11 protein-coding genes are annotated in these 14561 nt (G+C 70.3%); 9 read left to right on the plus strand and 2 right to left on the minus strand.

The features are described from left to right. Positions 1-133: 133 nt before the first annotated feature. From ACP93_RS12030 to ACP93_RS12040, 3 genes are all read left to right on the plus strand, one after another. On the plus strand, positions 134-829 hold the full coding sequence (locus tag ACP93_RS12030; RefSeq protein ID WP_048490922.1) for a VIT1/CCC1 transporter family protein: 696 nt from the start codon (positions 134-136) through the stop codon (positions 827-829). Positions 830-865: 36 nt separating this feature from the next. After that, positions 866-1696 carry a helix-turn-helix transcriptional regulator gene (locus ACP93_RS12035; RefSeq protein WP_048490923.1) on the plus strand — a complete coding sequence of 277 codons (831 nt, stop codon included), beginning with the start codon at positions 866-868 and terminating at the stop codon, positions 1694-1696. A gap of 92 nt (positions 1697-1788) precedes the next feature. Beyond that, entirely contained in the window at positions 1789-2781 is a 993-nt protein-coding gene (locus ACP93_RS12040; protein ID WP_048490924.1) for an MBL fold metallo-hydrolase, read from the plus strand. An 89-nt stretch (positions 2782-2870) separates the two neighbouring features. Here the strand turns inward: ACP93_RS12040 and yihA are convergent, their stop codons facing one another. After that, entirely contained in the window at positions 2871-3494 is a 624-nt protein-coding gene (gene yihA, locus ACP93_RS12045) for a ribosome biogenesis GTP-binding protein YihA/YsxC (RefSeq protein WP_048490925.1), read from the minus strand. Between the two features lie 128 nt (positions 3495-3622). Between yihA and ACP93_RS12050 the strand changes: the two genes are divergently transcribed. The 4 genes from ACP93_RS12050 (at position 3623) to ACP93_RS12065 (ending at position 6920) form a co-directional block, all read left to right on the plus strand. After that, positions 3623-4444, plus strand: coding sequence for a c-type cytochrome (locus tag ACP93_RS12050; RefSeq protein ID WP_048490926.1), 822 nt, complete (start codon positions 3623-3625; stop codon positions 4442-4444). Positions 4445-4528: 84 nt separating this feature from the next. Continuing rightward, positions 4529-5170 carry a thiol:disulfide interchange protein DsbA/DsbL gene (locus tag ACP93_RS12055; protein ID WP_048490927.1) on the plus strand — a complete coding sequence of 214 codons (642 nt, stop codon included), beginning with the start codon at positions 4529-4531 and terminating at the stop codon, positions 5168-5170. A gap of 105 nt (positions 5171-5275) precedes the next feature. After that, positions 5276-6127 carry a thiol:disulfide interchange protein DsbA/DsbL gene (locus tag ACP93_RS12060; protein ID WP_048490947.1) on the plus strand — a complete coding sequence of 284 codons (852 nt, stop codon included), beginning with the start codon at positions 5276-5278 and terminating at the stop codon, positions 6125-6127. A gap of 25 nt (positions 6128-6152) precedes the next feature. After that, on the plus strand, positions 6153-6920 hold the full coding sequence (locus ACP93_RS12065; protein WP_053069740.1) for an endonuclease/exonuclease/phosphatase family protein: 768 nt from the start codon (positions 6153-6155) through the stop codon (positions 6918-6920). A 252-nt stretch (positions 6921-7172) separates the two neighbouring features. Here ACP93_RS12065 and ACP93_RS12070 read toward each other — a convergent pair whose 3' ends face one another. Further along, entirely contained in the window at positions 7173-10061 is a 2889-nt protein-coding gene (locus tag ACP93_RS12070; RefSeq protein ID WP_048490928.1) for a TonB-dependent receptor, read from the minus strand. A 1000-nt stretch (positions 10062-11061) separates the two neighbouring features. Between ACP93_RS12070 and ACP93_RS12075 the strand changes: the two genes are divergently transcribed. Both ACP93_RS12075 and ACP93_RS12080 read left to right on the plus strand, forming a co-directional pair. Then, positions 11062-13014 carry a transglycosylase SLT domain-containing protein gene (locus ACP93_RS12075; RefSeq protein ID WP_048490929.1) on the plus strand — a complete coding sequence of 651 codons (1953 nt, stop codon included), beginning with the start codon at positions 11062-11064 and terminating at the stop codon, positions 13012-13014. A gap of 126 nt (positions 13015-13140) precedes the next feature. Continuing rightward, positions 13141-14385 carry a multifunctional CCA addition/repair protein gene (locus ACP93_RS12080; RefSeq protein ID WP_048490930.1) on the plus strand — a complete coding sequence of 415 codons (1245 nt, stop codon included), beginning with the start codon at positions 13141-13143 and terminating at the stop codon, positions 14383-14385. Positions 14386-14561 lie beyond the last annotated feature (176 nt).

A 14561-nucleotide genomic window follows, 5' to 3' on the forward strand; every position in this document is an offset into this window, starting at 1 on the left:
GTATCGCTACCGGCGGCACTGCAGCATTCCACGGCCGCGTCGCTGACGGCGTCGAGAGTGAGACGCAGCAAGCGTTCGCGGCGCCGTCTCGGCTAGGCTGGGGGTTCCCTCCCGTTCCGACGCAGGCAGCGCCATGCGCCCCACCCACGCCGAACGCCATCGCACCGACCGCGCCGGCTGGCTGCGCGCGGCTGTGCTTGGCGCCAACGACGGCATCCTGTCCGTGGCCGGCCTGGTGGTCGGCGTCGCCAGCAGCGGCGCGTCTGCGGCCACGGTGCTGACCAGCGGCGTCGCCGGCCTGGTCGCCGGCGCGATGTCGATGGCCGCGGGCGAATACATGTCGGTGCAATCGCAGGCCGACATCGAACGCGCCGACCTGGCGCTGGAGCGCCGCGAACTGCACGAGGATCCGCAGAGCGAGCTGGACGAACTCACCGCGATCTATCGCCAGCGCGGGCTCGAACCGGCCCTCGCCCGCCAGGTGGCCGAGCAGTTGACCGCGCACGATGCGCTGGGCGCGCACGCACGCGACGAACTCGGCATCACCGAGAGCCTGCGCGCGCGTCCGCTGCAGGCGTCGGCCGCGTCGGCGGCGGCGTTCTGCACCGGCGCGGCGCTGCCGATCATGGCCGCGTGGCTGGCGCCGGACGGCCGGCAACTGTGGGTGACCGGCGCGGCGACCCTGATCGGCCTGTCGCTGACCGGCGTACTGGCTGCGCGCGCCGGCGGCGCCTCGGGCCTGCGCGGCGCGGTGCGGGTGGTGTTCTGGGGCGCGGCGGCGATGCTCGCCAGCGGCGCGATCGGGCATGTGTTCGGCGTGCGTGTCTGAGCTAACGCGTACCGCGCTGCGATAGCATCACCGGCCATGGCCGACACAACCTCTCCCGACGCCCTGCTGCTGGCGCGCCTGGCCAGCCTGGCCGACTGCACCCAGGCCGACGGCTACGCCTGCATCACCGCGCGCCGCGAACACGGCGCGCGCTCGGTGGAGATCCCCCAGCCGCACCTGGCGATCCTGCTGCAGGGACGCAAACAGGTGCGCACCGCGACACAGACCCTGGACTTCGTGCCGGGCGACCTGTTCCTGGTGACGCGGCGCTGCCGCATCGATGTGGTCAACATCCCGGATCCGCACAGCGGCCTGTACCTGAGCGTGCTGGTGCCGCTGTGCGAGGAAGCACTGAGCGCCGCGCGCGTGCTGTGGAACGAACCGCTGCCTGCCGCGGGCACGGAGCTGGCGCGCCTGCGCGCCGAGGAATTCGGCAGCACCCTGCTGCAATGGCGGCAAGCGCTGCAGGACGGCCACTACACCGAAGCGCGCTTGGCGCTGGCGACCCTGGTGCTGGCGCTGTGCCGGCGCGGCCATGGCGGCCTGCTGCTGCCGCCGGCGCCGAGCGTGGCCGCGCAGGTGCGCGACCTGATCGCTGCGCAGCCGCAACGCGACTGGCGTTCGCGCGATATCGAAGACAGCCTGGGTCTCAGCGGCGCGACCCTGCGCCGGCACCTGGCCAGCGAACGCACCTCGTTGCGCGAAGTGCTCACCGATGCGCGCCTGGCGCATGCGATGCAGCTGCTGTACACCACGCGCTGGCCGTTGAAGACGGTAGCCGCGCATGCCGGCTACCGCTCGGTACGCAGCTTCAGCCAACGCTTCCAGCAACGCTACGGCCTGGATCCGGCCAGCATCGGCAACTGAGCGCCGCGCGCAGCGGAATGAGCGAATCGCGCAGCGGTGCAGGCGCAGCATGCCGGTACCGCGGCGCCCGCCGCTCTGCCAGGAAGTCCCCCATGTCCGTGTTCCCCATGCGCGCGCTGTGCGCGCTGGCCCTGAGCGCCAGCGTAGCGCTCACACTGCCATCCTCCGCCAATGCCGCCGCGCCGGCCAGCGCCCAGACGCAGGTACCCGGCGTCTATCGCCAGGCGATCGGCCGCTTGCGCGTCACCGCCCTGTTCGATGGCACCGTGGCGCTGCCGCGCGCGCAATTGCACAACATTCCGCCGGAGGCGATCGCGCGCCTGCTCGACCATCGCTATGTACCGGAAAGCGACAAGGGCCTGCAGACCGCGGTCAACGCCTATCTGATACAGGACGGCACGCACCTGACCCTGGTCGACACCGGCACCGCGACCTGTTTCGGCCCCGGGCTCGGCCAGGTGCTGGCCAACCTGCGCGCGGCCGGCTATGCGCCCGAGCAGGTCGACGACGTGCTGCTCACCCACGCTCATCCCGATCACCTGTGCGGCCTGCTGGACGCACAGGGCCAGCCCGCCTATCCCAAGGCGACGGTGTGGCTGAGCGCCGCCGACGCGGCGTACTGGCTGGACCCGGCCAGCGAGGCCGGTGCGCCGCAGGCACTGCGCTTTGCCTTCCCGCTGGCGCGTGCGGCAGTGGCGCCATACCAGGCCGCGCAGCGGCTGCGCCGTTTCCGCCTCGGCGACAAGCTGCGCGGCGGTGCGGTCGCGCTGGATACCCACGGACACACGCCCGGACACGTGTCATACCGTTTCGATGGCGGCACTGGGCAGCACCTGCTGGTGTGGGGCGATCTGGTGCACTACCACGCGGTGCAGTTCGCACAGCCGCAAGCGTCGTTCGAGGCCGACAGCGACCGCGATGCGGCGATCGCCGCACGCAAGCGCATGCTGGCGCAGGCCGCGGACCACGGCTGGTGGGTGGCCGGCGCGCATCTGCCGTTCCCGGGGCTGGGCCACGTGCACCGCGAGGGCGAGGCGTTCGCCTGGGTGCCGGCGGAGTTCTCGCCGTTGCCGGCTGCGCCTTGAGGCTGGTCTTCTCCGTTTGGAAGAAAGCACGGCTGCTAGCCCCTCTCCCCCCGGGAGAGGGGTTGGGGTGAGGGTCCGGCGCGCCGCGCTCACTCCGCGGCGGTCGGCTCCGTCTCCAGGCCCAGCCAGCGACCGATGATGCCGCGCGCTTCGTCCACGCCCTGGCGGCTCTCGCCGGAAAAGGTCTGCACGCTGACCGTGTCGCCGAACGCGCTGGCCAGTTCCTTGCGTACCTGCTGCAGCGCCTGCGCCTGCTGGCCGCGGCCGAGCTTGTCGGCCTTGGTCAGCAGCGCATGCGCCGGCAGGCCGCGCTGCACCGCGTAACCGAGCATCTGCCGGTCGTAGTCCTTGAGCGGATGGCGGATGTCCATCACCACCACCAGCCCGCGCAGGGCCTCGCGGGTGCGGAAATACGTGTCGATGAACTTCTGCCAGTGCGCCTGCAGTTCCAGCGGCACCTTGGCATAGCCGTAGCCGGGCAGGTCCACCAGGCAGCGCTCGGGCTGGACCTGGAAGAACACCAGTTGCTGGGTGCGGCCGGGCGTCTTGGAGACGCGGGCCAGAGCGTTCTGCCGGGTCAGCGCGTTCAGCGCGCTGGACTTGCCGGCATTGGAACGGCCGGCGAAGGCCACTTCCCAACCGCCGTCTTCCGGCAATTGGCGGGCGTTGTGGGCGGACAGCAGATAGTGGGCACGTTCGAGGATCAGCGACATCCCGCTAGGATCGCACGTCCGCGGCCCCAGGCGGGCTTCGTTGACCGCCGGGCCGCGGCATGCCGATAATCGCGCGAGTGCGGTCGCCGTCCGGCAGCCGCGGGGTCGGGTCATACGGAGCTTCAGCAATGCGCCACGCTCGCGTTCTTGCCTTTGCCGGTCTAGCGGTTTCCGTCGCCGCCGCGGTCGCGTTCGCGCAGACCTCGGTGGTTCCCATTCCCGACCACGCCCCGGTGCGCACCACGCCGCTGGAGGGCGACATCGGCAAGGCCGCCTGGGGCGACCCCAAGGCCGGCCAGGCCAAGGCCGCCGCCTGCGCCGCCTGCCATGGCCCGGACGGCAACCCCGCCATCGCCATGTATCCGCGCATCGCCGGCCAGGTGGAGCGCTACAGCGCGCGGCAGATGGCGCTGATCGCCCACGGCGAGCGCACCAGTGGCGCGGTCGCGGCGATGGTGCCGTTCGTGCAACCGCTGAGCGCGCAGGACATGCGCGACATCGGCGCCTACTTCGCCACGCAGAAGGCCGGCGCCGGCATCGCCGACGACGCGGTGATCGCCGATGGTCCGTACGCCGGCATGAAGTTCTACGAGGTCGGCCAGCAGCTGTACCGCGGCGGCGACGCGACCCGCGGCATCCCCGCCTGCATGGCCTGCCACGGCCCCGCCGGCGCCGGCAACCCGGGTCCGGCCTACCCGCATCTGGGCGGCCAGCACGCCGATTACGTGGCGCGGCGCCTGCAGGAGTACCAGGCCGGCACCACCCAGGAGCGCGATCCGACGATGTTCAAGATCATGGCGCAGGTGGCCAAGCCGCTGACCGACCAGGAGATCAAGGCGCTGGGCAGCTATCTGCAGGGCCTGCACGACCGCGCCGACGACGCGGCCGCCGCGCAGGTGACGCCGGCCGCGGCAACGCCACCGCAGCCGGCGCCACCGCAACAATCCTGACCGGGTGCCGCTGCGGCGGCGCCGGCCCGTTTCCCCCTCGCGCCGGTCCGACGACCGGCGTTCGTTTTTGCCATCGGAGATCGCATGAACCGTCTGCCCCGCCTGCTGTTGTGCCTGCTCGCCCTGCTGCCGTTGAGCGCCTGCGCGCAACCCAAGTCCGCCACCGCGGTGGAAGGGGAGGACTACACGCTGATCGCCAATCCCAAGCCGTTCGCGCCGCTGGCCGGCAAGATCGAGGTGGTGGAAGTGTTCGGCTACACCTGCCCGCATTGCGCGCACTTCGAGCCGTTGCTGGAGGAATGGGCCGGCAAGCAGGCCAAGGACGTGCGCCTGACCCTGGTACCGGCGGCGTTCGGCGGCTACTGGGACAGCTTCGCCGCCGCCTTCTATGCCGCGCAGCAGCTGGGCGTGCAGAGCCGCAGCCACCGCGCCATGTTCGAGGCCATCCACGACAAGCGCAGCGTGCCGGTGCAGAACGTGGCGCCGGAGGAACTGGCCACGTTCTACGCCGGCTTCGGGGTCAAGCCGCAGGCCTTCATCGCCGCCTACCAGAGCCCGCAGGTCGCCGCGCAGGTGAAGGCCGCGCGCGATTTCGCCGTGCGTGCCGACATCGCCGGCACCCCGGCGCTGATCGTCAACGGCAAGTACCTGGTCAAGGGCAAGAACTTCGAGGACATGCTGCGTATCGCCGACGCACTGATCGCCCGCGAGCGCGCCGGCAAGTGATCGGCGCACGGCGCTTCATCCGCGCCATGGCATCATGACGGGGTGGCCGGACCGCGCTTGCGGCGCGTCCGGCATTTGTCCCCCATCCTGCTGGAGATGTCGCCGATGAAGACCCGCTTCGCCCTGACCCTGATGGCTCTGTTGCCGATCCTGGTGGCATGCAAGGCCCAGGACGGCACTGCCGACGCCGTCGCCCCTGCCTCCGGCACCGCCGCGACCCCGGCTGCCGCGCCCGCGACCGGCAACGACGCTGCCGCCGCGCCCGCCGAGACGCCGGCCACGCCCGCGGCCACCAGCGCCGATGCCGCCGCGCAGCCCGCCGCCGAAGGCGACAGCGCTGCCCCGGCCAAGCCGGTCACGGCCAAGACCCCGAACGGACCGGAGCCGGTCGCCGGCACCGACTATGTCGACATCGCGGGCGGCCAGCCGTTCCAGCCAACCAATGGCAAGATCGAGGTGGCGGAGATCTTCGGCTACGTCTGCCCCGCCTGTGCGCGCTTCCAGCCGCTGATCGGCCCGTGGAAGGCCGGCCTGCCGTCGGACGTGCGCTTTGTCTACGTGCCGGCGATGTTCGGCGGCACCTGGGACGACTACGCCCGCGCGTTCTACGCCGCCGAGGCGCTGGGCGTGCAGGAGAAGACCCACGAGGCGCTGTACAAGGCGATCCACGTCGATCAGACCCTGAAGGGCGAGCGCGGCCGCGACTCGGTGCAGGACATCGCCAACTTCTACGCCAAGTACGGCGTGGACCCGAAGCAGTTCGCCGACACCATGGGCAGCTTCGCGGTGGCCACCAAGACCAACCGCGCCAAGCAGTTCGCCACCCGCAGCGGCATCACCGGCACGCCGTCGCTGATCATCAACGGCAAGTACCTGGTCAAGGGCAAGAGCTACGACGACATGCTGCGTGTGGCCGATCACCTGATCGCGCGCGAGCGTGCGGCGATGGCCAAGTAAGCCGTCCGCCCCGGGCCGCACCGCCGTGACCGCTCCCGCCACCCGCACCCTGCGCGTGCTGACCGCCAACATCCAGGCCGGCTCCAGCACGCGCCGCTACAGCGACTACGTGACCCGCAGCTGGTCGCACGCGCTGCCGGCCGGGCGCAAGCGCAGCAGCCTGGACGCGATCGCGCAGCTGGCCAGCGACCACGACATCGTCGGCTTGCAGGAAGCAGACCCCGGCAGCCTGCGCTCGGGCTTCACCAACCAGACCCACTACCTGGCCGAGCGCGCCGGCTTCAACTACTGGAGCCACCAGCCGAACCGGCGCGTGGGCGGTGTGGCCTCCAGCGCCAACGGCCTGCTCAGCCGGCTGGAGCCGGTGGAAGTGCAGGACCACGCCCTGCCCGGCCGGCTCGGCGGGCGCGGCGTGCTGCTGGCCAAGTTCGGCAACGGCGCCGAAGGCCTGGCGGTAGCGGTGGCGCATTTGTCGCTGGGCGCCAACTCGCGCGCGGCGCAGTTGTCCTTCATCGCCGAGTTGCTGTTCGATCATCCCAACGCGGTGCTGATGGGCGACTTCAACTGCGTCGCCGACCGCCCGGAAATGCAGTTCCTCTACCAGCGCACCCGGCTGCAACCGCCGGGCTGCGTGGTGCCGACCTTCCCGAGTTGGCGCCCGCAGCGCGCCATCGACCACATCCTGGTCAGCGACGGCCTGCGCTGCAACGAACAGCGCGCGGTGCCCGCCGCCTTCTCCGACCACCTCGCCGTGGCCACCGAGATCGAAGTGCCACAGCATTTGTTGCGCTGAGGCAGTGGCCGCAGCTTGTCGTGCACGCCCGTAGCGGCTTCATGCAACGCTGCTAACGCGTTCTTGCCCCAGCTCCGCGGGAATGTCGTGGCGCGTGCAGGAGCGGCTTCAGCCGCGACGCGCATTTCCGGGAATGCCCGTCGCGGCTGAAGCCGCTCCTACGACATCACCTTGCCTGCCCCCTTCATCGCATCGACAACGCCCTGAGGGAGCGCACGCGCGCCCTCGAGGCTTCACATGTGCCGGCAGCGACTAGAACTTCAGATCCGCACGCACGTACAGGTAACGTCCGCCGGGGATGCCATAGGTGGAGGCGTCGTAGCCGTTGAGCGAGCACGACAGGCAGATCGGCGGGTCCTTGTCGAAGACGTTGTTGACGCCGCCGCTGAGGGTCAGGCCCTTGAGCCAGTCGAAGCGGTAGCCGACTTGCAGGTCGTGATAGGTGATCGCGTCCAGCGTATTGGTACCGGCGACCGGATTGCTGCACACCGGGAACGCCACCGCGTCGCCACACTGCTCGGTCAGCTCGGAGATGTGCCGCAGCGTCCACGACGCATTCCAGCGGCCGCGCGACCAGTCCAGGCTCAGGTTGCTGGTCCACTCGGGAATGGAGCTGTCCACCACTTCCACGCCCGGGCGCTGCGGCTGCACCTGGCCGGCCGCGCCGGTGGCGACGTAGCGGGTGACGAAGGTGTTTTGCCAGGCGATCTTGAAGCGGCCGGCGGCGGTCTCCGGCGAGTTCCAGAACAGGTCCACGTCCCAGCCGTCGGTCTTGATCGAGCCGAGGTTGGTCAACCGGTTGTTGAAACCGTTGATGCCGCCGGTGGAGGCGCGGGTGATGCCGTCGCAGTAGGTCGGCGACAGCGTGTCCACGCACAGGTCGAGCTGGGTCTGCGCGTTGATCGCCTGGATCGCGCCGTCGATGTCGTGGCGGTAGAAGGTCACCTCCACGTCGAAGCGGTCCGACCACGGCACGTTGCTGGCGAACCACGGGCTCCAGACGAAGCCGGCGCTGAAGCTGCGCGCCTTCTCCGGCTCCAGCGCGCGGTTGCCGCCGGTGGTCACCGAGATCTGCGAGTTGGCCTGCTGGTAGCCGGCCGGCACGCCGAGGGTGGCGCAGTTGCTGGCGCTGCCGCGCGGCGCGGTGCCGCCCAGGCCGATCGAGCACGGGTCGGACAGGGTCAGGTCGGCGCGCGCGGCCGAGCCGTACAGTTCGCCGATGCTGGGCGCGCGGAAGCCTTCGGCATAGCTGGCGCGCAGCACGAAGTCCGGCGCCACCTGCCAGCGCAGGCCGTACTTCGGGGTGAACTTGCCGCCGAAGGTGGAGTAGTCCGAATAACGCCCGGCCAGGCTCAGGTCCAGTTTGTCGCCCAGCGGCGAGTCGGCGAAGATCGGCACGCTCAGTTCGAGGTAGGCCTCCTTGACGTCGTAGCTGCCCTGCGTCGGCAGCGACGGCACGCCGTTGTAGTGGCCGATCACGGTCAGCGGATCCGGGCGGTAGAAGCCCTCGTACTTGCGGTATTCCACGCCGGTGGCGAAGGACACCGCGCCGGCCGGCAGCCGGAACAGGTCGCTGCTGAGGTTGGCGGTGAACTGGGTCAGCTCGTTCTGGCTGCGATCGTGCACCACCGGCTGGATCCAGCGCAGCATGTCCGGGGTGATGCTGCCGGCGCCGCCGAAGATGTTCAGCGGCACGCAGCCGGCCACCGCCGCGCAGGCCGCCGGATCGCCCAGCGCCAGGTTGATGTTGTAGATGTTGTAGCTGCCGTAGTTGGTCTGCTCGGCCTTGTTCTTGCTGTAGGCGCCGTTGACGTCCCAGAACCAGGTGCGGTCGGCGCCCTCGAAGCTGCCGATGAAACCGGTGCCCACGTACTGGGTGTCCACACGCTGCTCGAACACGCGCGCGCCACCTTCCACCGGGCGGCGCCCGATCATGATCAGGTTGCTGCCCGAATCCAGCGCGAAGCCGAACGGGTTGTACGGATTGGCGGCGGAAATGACGATGTTGTCGGCCAGCGGATTGCCGGTGCCGGCATCGGGCCCGAGGAAGATCGGCTCCGGCGCGGCCTGGTTGGTCGATTCGCGGCGGTTGCCGAGCAGCTTCAGGTACCACTGCACGTCGTCGTTGAAGAAGAAACGGAACTGGCCGAACACGCCCTTGCGCTCGGACGGCGTCAGCAGCAGGTTGGACGCGGCGAAGTTGTAGCGATCGGCGGTGGTGAAGCAGTGGTAGTCGTCGCTGCGGGTGCAGCCGCCGGTGCCGTCGTAGCGCGGCGTGCCCACGCCACTGTTGGGTGTCAGGTTCTGCTCGGCGCCGGTGTTGGGGTCGACGAAGATGAAACGCCCGTCCGGCGTGGCCGAGCTGCCGAAGCTCAGGCCGGTGCCGGGAATCGGGTAGAGCGACTGCGCGCGGTCGCGCGCGTAGATCGGATCCTGCTTGGTGTAGCTGGCGCCGAGGAACAGGCTGGTGCGCTCGGTGCTGTGGCCCCAGGCCAGGTCCACACCCTTGCTGGCGCCGTCGCCCTTGTCGTACTCGCCGTAGTTCAGCGTGACCTGGGCACCTTCGAAGTTGCGCCGGGTGATGATGTTGACCACGCCGGCGATCGCGTCCGAACCGTATAGCGAGGAGGCGCCGTCCTCCAGCACTTCGACGCGTTCGACGATGGCCAGCGGGATGGTGTTGAGGTCGGTGGCCGCGCCCACGCCCGAGGCCGAGGACTCGTTGACCCAGCGCATGCCATCGACCAGCACCAGCACCCGCTTGGCGCCCAGATGGCGCAGATCCACCTGCGCCGAGCCGGCGCCGACGCCGCTGCCGTCCGGCGGGAAGCCGAAATTGCCGGAGGAATTGAACTTGGCGTTCAAGGCCGAGCCGGAGGCGGTGAGTTCCTGCAGCACATCGCCGATGGAGGTCAGGCCGGTGCGCTCGATGTCGGCGCGGCTCAGGGTCTGCACCGGCACCTGGCCCTCGACTTCGGCGCGGCGGATGCGGGTGCCGGTGACCTGCACGCTGTCCAGGGTGGTGGCAGTGCCGGGAGCGGCCGGGGACGTCTGTTGCTGGGCGCCAGCGATGGCGGGGACACCGCCGAGCAGGGCCAGGGATACCGCGAAAACCAAAGGATGGCGGTGCAGGAAATTCATCCGTCTCTCTCTCCAGAAAGGATGTGGGCCGGCCGCTGCGACCCCCTGCACCGCGACGGCGTGGAATTCTTTGTAAACAAATCGTAAACGTGCTGCAAGCGTCCGGCGGGCAAAGCGCGGGTCATCGCGACGACTGGTCGATCTGGTAGACACGAGGTGCGCAAGACGTCGCCAAGCGGCGACGTGATGCTTAAGCCCCTCTCCCCTCGGGAGAGGGGTTGGGGTGAGGGTACGGAGCGCGAAGCGCTCACGCCGACCTGGCGATACAAGGCTTCGCCCACACCCTCATCCGCCCCTGCGGGGCACCTTCCCCCGAAAAGGGAGCCATGGTCCCGATGGGAGAAGGGAAACGCCAAAGCCCCCCTCCCCTCGGGAGAGGGGTTGGGGTGAGGGTACGGAGCACAAAGCGCTCACGCCGATCTGGCGATACAAGGCTTCGCCCGCACCCTCATCCGCCCCTGCGGGGCACCTTCTCCCGAGGGGAGAAGGGAGAAGCCGAGCTCCTCTCCCCTGGGAGAGGGGTTGGGGTGAGGGTACGGCGCACGAAGCGCCCCCGCCGATCTGGCGATAAAGGCTTCGCCCGCACCCTCATCCGCCCTGCGGGACACCTTCCCCCGAAAAGGGGGCCATGGTCCAGAGGGGAGAAGGGAAACACCAAGCCCCTCTCCCCTCGGGAGAGGGGTTGGGGTGAGGGTACGGCGCGAAGCGTCCCGCAGGGTTCGAGCGCACGAAGCTGCACCCGCGGCCTCACCCGCCCGTGCCGGGGCCACCGGACGGCCCGGCGCGCGGTGCCAATCTGCAAATGCTGTAGGGCATCGCACTGACACGACGTGCCGTGGCTCCGCCGGTCGCCACGATGACCTGGATACACCCAGCGCACTCGCCGGCCTGCCTGGACGACGCGGCTTTCCATCGTCGCCGCCACGCTGGCGGAAGCGACGACAACGTCGCCATCGCCAGTTGAAACGGCGATTCATCCGCGTTCGGTATAGTCCCGCGCATGATCCTGCGCACGTCCCTCCTGCTGTTCGCCGCCGCGTTGTGCGGCCCCGTTTCCGCCCTCGCCCAGTCCCTGGATGCGCAACGCCCGGCGATCCGTTCGGCGATCGACGATGCCGAACAGGGCCGGTTCGACCCGGTCCGCGCAGCCGCCTTCAGGCAGCATCCGCTGTACGGCTGGCTGGAGTACGCCAACCTGCGCCGCAACATCGACAAGGTGTCCGATGCGCAGGCGCAGGACTTCCTCAAGCGCTACGCCGGGCAGCCAGTGGCCGAAAGCTTCCGCGCACTGTGGCTGCCGGCGCTGGCGCGCCGCGAGGACTGGCCGGCGCTGCTGGCGAACTGGAAACCCACCGAGAACCTCGGCCTGCGCTGCGCCCAGCTCAATGCGCGCCAGGCCACCGGCCGCGCCGACGCGCAGTGGGTGGACGAAGCGCAGGCGCTGTGGCGCAACGCCGGCAAGTCGCTGCCCGACGCCTGCGATCCGGTGTTCGCGGTGCTGCAGGCGCGCGGCGGCATGACCGATGCGCTGCGCTGGGCGCGCGTGGAAGCGGCCGCGGACGCACAGCAACCGGCAGTGATGCGCGCCGCCGCGCGCGGCCTGCCCGCTGCCGACCTAGCCCTGGCCAACGACTACGCCGCGTTCCTGGACGCAGTGCATGCGCGTGCGCTGAGCTGGCCCAAGACCGAGCGCAGCCGCAAGGTGGCGGTGGACGGACTGGAGAAGCTGGCCAAGGCCGACCCCGACTCGGCCGAGCGGCAACTGCCGCAGTTCGCCCAGGCGCTGCAGTTCAGCGAGGCGCAGCGCGGTGCGGTGCTGTACCAGATCGCGCTGTGGACGGTGGCCTCGTACGGCCCGGATTCGGCGCGCCGGCTCAACGCCGTGCCCGAGTCCGCCTACGACGAACGCCTGCACGAGTGGCGCGCGCGCGAGGCGATGGCGCGCGGCGACTGGCCGGCGGCACTGGCCGCGATCCGCAAGATGCCGCCGGCACAGCGCAGCGATTCGCGCTGGCAGTACTTCGAGGCACGCCTGGCGGAGAAGACCGGCAACGCCAGCGAGGCACAGCGGCTGTACCGCGCGGCGGCCAGCTCCGCCACCTTCCACGGCTTCCTGGCCGCCGACCGGCTCAAGCAGCCGTATGCGCTGTGCCCGTGGGAGCCGAACGACAGCGCACAGGCGCAGGCGGCGGTGGCGCGCGATCCGGCGCTTGTGCGCGCGCTGGAGCTGTTCAAGATCGACCGCGCCGGCTGGGCCGTGGCCGAGTGGAACGATGCGCTGAGCCGCTTCGACGACACCCAGCGGCGCCTGGCGGTGGAAGTGGCCAGCAACAACGGCTGGTTCGACCGCGCGGTGTTCGGCCTCGGCAAGCGCCCGGAGGAGCAGCGCCTGTACACGCTGCGCTTCCCGCTGCACCACGCCGAGACCATCCGCCGCGAAGCCGGCAAGAACGCGATCGACCCGGCCTGGGTCGCCGCCGAAATCCGTGCCGAGAGCGTGTTCAATCCGAACGCACGCTCGCCGGCCAATGCGATGGGCCTGATGCAGGTGGTGCCGGCCACCGGCGCCAGCGTCGCCCGCAACCTCGGCCTGGCCGGCTACGGCGGCGCCGCCAGCCTGTACGACCCGGACACCAACATCGCCATCGGCACCGCCTACCTGCGCCAGTTGCTCAACACCTACGGCCTGCCCTACCTGACCATCGCCGCCTACAACGCCGGCCCCGGCCCGGCGGCGCGCTGGCAGAGCCAGCGCCCGGGCCACGACGCCGACTTCTGGATCGAGACCGTCAGCTACAAGGAAACCCGCGAGTACGTGGCGCGCATCCTGGCCTTCAGCGTGATCTACGACTGGCGCCTCAACGGCGACGCCCTGCCGGTCACCGAGCGCATGCTCGGCAAGCTGGATGCGCCGCGGAAGAAGTTTGTGTGTGAGGCGGGGAGTCGGGATTAGGGATTGGGGATTGGTAAAAGCGCACGCGTCCGTATGCAGTTAGCATTCCGAAATAGGCCAGGGCGGCATCCGTTCGCGAGATAGCGCCCTTTCCAATCCCGAATCCCCACTCCCGAATCCCAGCCCATGCACATCTACCTCGTCGGCGGCGCCGTCCGCGACGCCCTGCTCGGGCAGCCGCCCGGCGACCGCGACTGGGTGGTGGTCGGCGCCACTCCGCAGCAGATGCTGGAGCGGGGCTACAAACAGGTCGGCCGTGATTTCCCGGTGTTCCTGCATCCGCGCAGCGGTGAGGAATACGCCCTGGCGCGTACCGAGCGCAAGGCCGGGCGCGGCTACCACGGCTTCGTGGTGCAGGCCGACCCGTCGGTGACGCTGGAGGAGGACCTGCAGCGGCGCGACTTCACCATCAACGCCATCGCCCGCGACGAGGCCGACGGGCGTCTGGTCGATCCCTACGGCGGCGTGCGCGATCTCGAACAGCGCGTGCTGCGCCATGTCGGCCCGGCCTTCGCCGAGGATCCGCTGCGCGTGCTGCGTGCGGCGCGGTTCATGGCGCGGCTGGCGCCGCTGGGGTTCGTCGTCGCGCCCGAGACCATGGACCTGATGCGCGCGATGGCCGCCGGTGGCGAACTGGAAACGCTGGTGCCCGAACGCGTGTGGCAGGAGCTGCGGCGCAGCCTGGCCTCGGCGCAGCCGTCGGCGTTCCTGCGCACGCTGCGCGAGGCCGAGGCGCTGCGCTGGGTCCTGCCGGAGCTGGACGCGCTGTACGGGGTGCCGCAGCGCGCCGAGTACCACCCCGAGATCGACACCGGCCGCCACCAGGAACTGGTCAGCGACATGGCCGCGCGGCTGGCGCCGGGCGATGCGCTGATCGGCTTCGCCGCGCTGACCCACGACCTGGGCAAGGCGCTGACGCCGCCGGAGGAATGGCCACGCCACCTGATGCACGAGCAACGCGGCCTGGCGCCGCTGCGTGCGCTGTGCGAACGCCTGAAGGTGCCGCAGGAGCATCGGCAACTGGCCGAAATCGCCTGCCGCGAACATCTGAACGTGCATCGCCTGGCCGAGTTGCGCGACCGCACCGTGCACGAACTGCTGCAGCGCTGCGACGGCTTCCGCAAGCCCGAGCGCATCGCGCAGCTGGCGCGTGTATGCGAGGCCGACAAGCGTGGCCGCCTCGGCAGCGAGGACGCCGATTATCCGCAGGGCCGCATGTTGCAGCACCTGCATACGGCGGCCCTGGCGATCAACGCCCGCGACCTGGCCGCGCAGGGCCTGAGCGGCCCGCAGATCGGCGAGGCACTGGCCAAGGCGCGGATCGTCGCGATCGCCGCGGCGCGGCGGGACCTACCGGCTGACGCACGCTGATCGCTGCAAGGCAGGGCTTGCACCTGCACGATGCTCGAGCGGCTTCAGAGGCGTCCCAATGACGCGCTTTCGCTGCGCCTGAGGCGGACACGCCGTGGTGCTGCAGGAGCGGCTTCAGCCGCGATGGCGTTCCCGGTAGAAACCGGTCGCGGCTGAAGCCGCTCCTACACGGGTCG

It is taken from the genome of Xanthomonas sp. NCPPB 1128, from assembly GCF_001043115.1.
In the GTDB taxonomy this organism is placed as follows: Bacteria; Pseudomonadota; Gammaproteobacteria; order Xanthomonadales; family Xanthomonadaceae; genus Xanthomonas_A.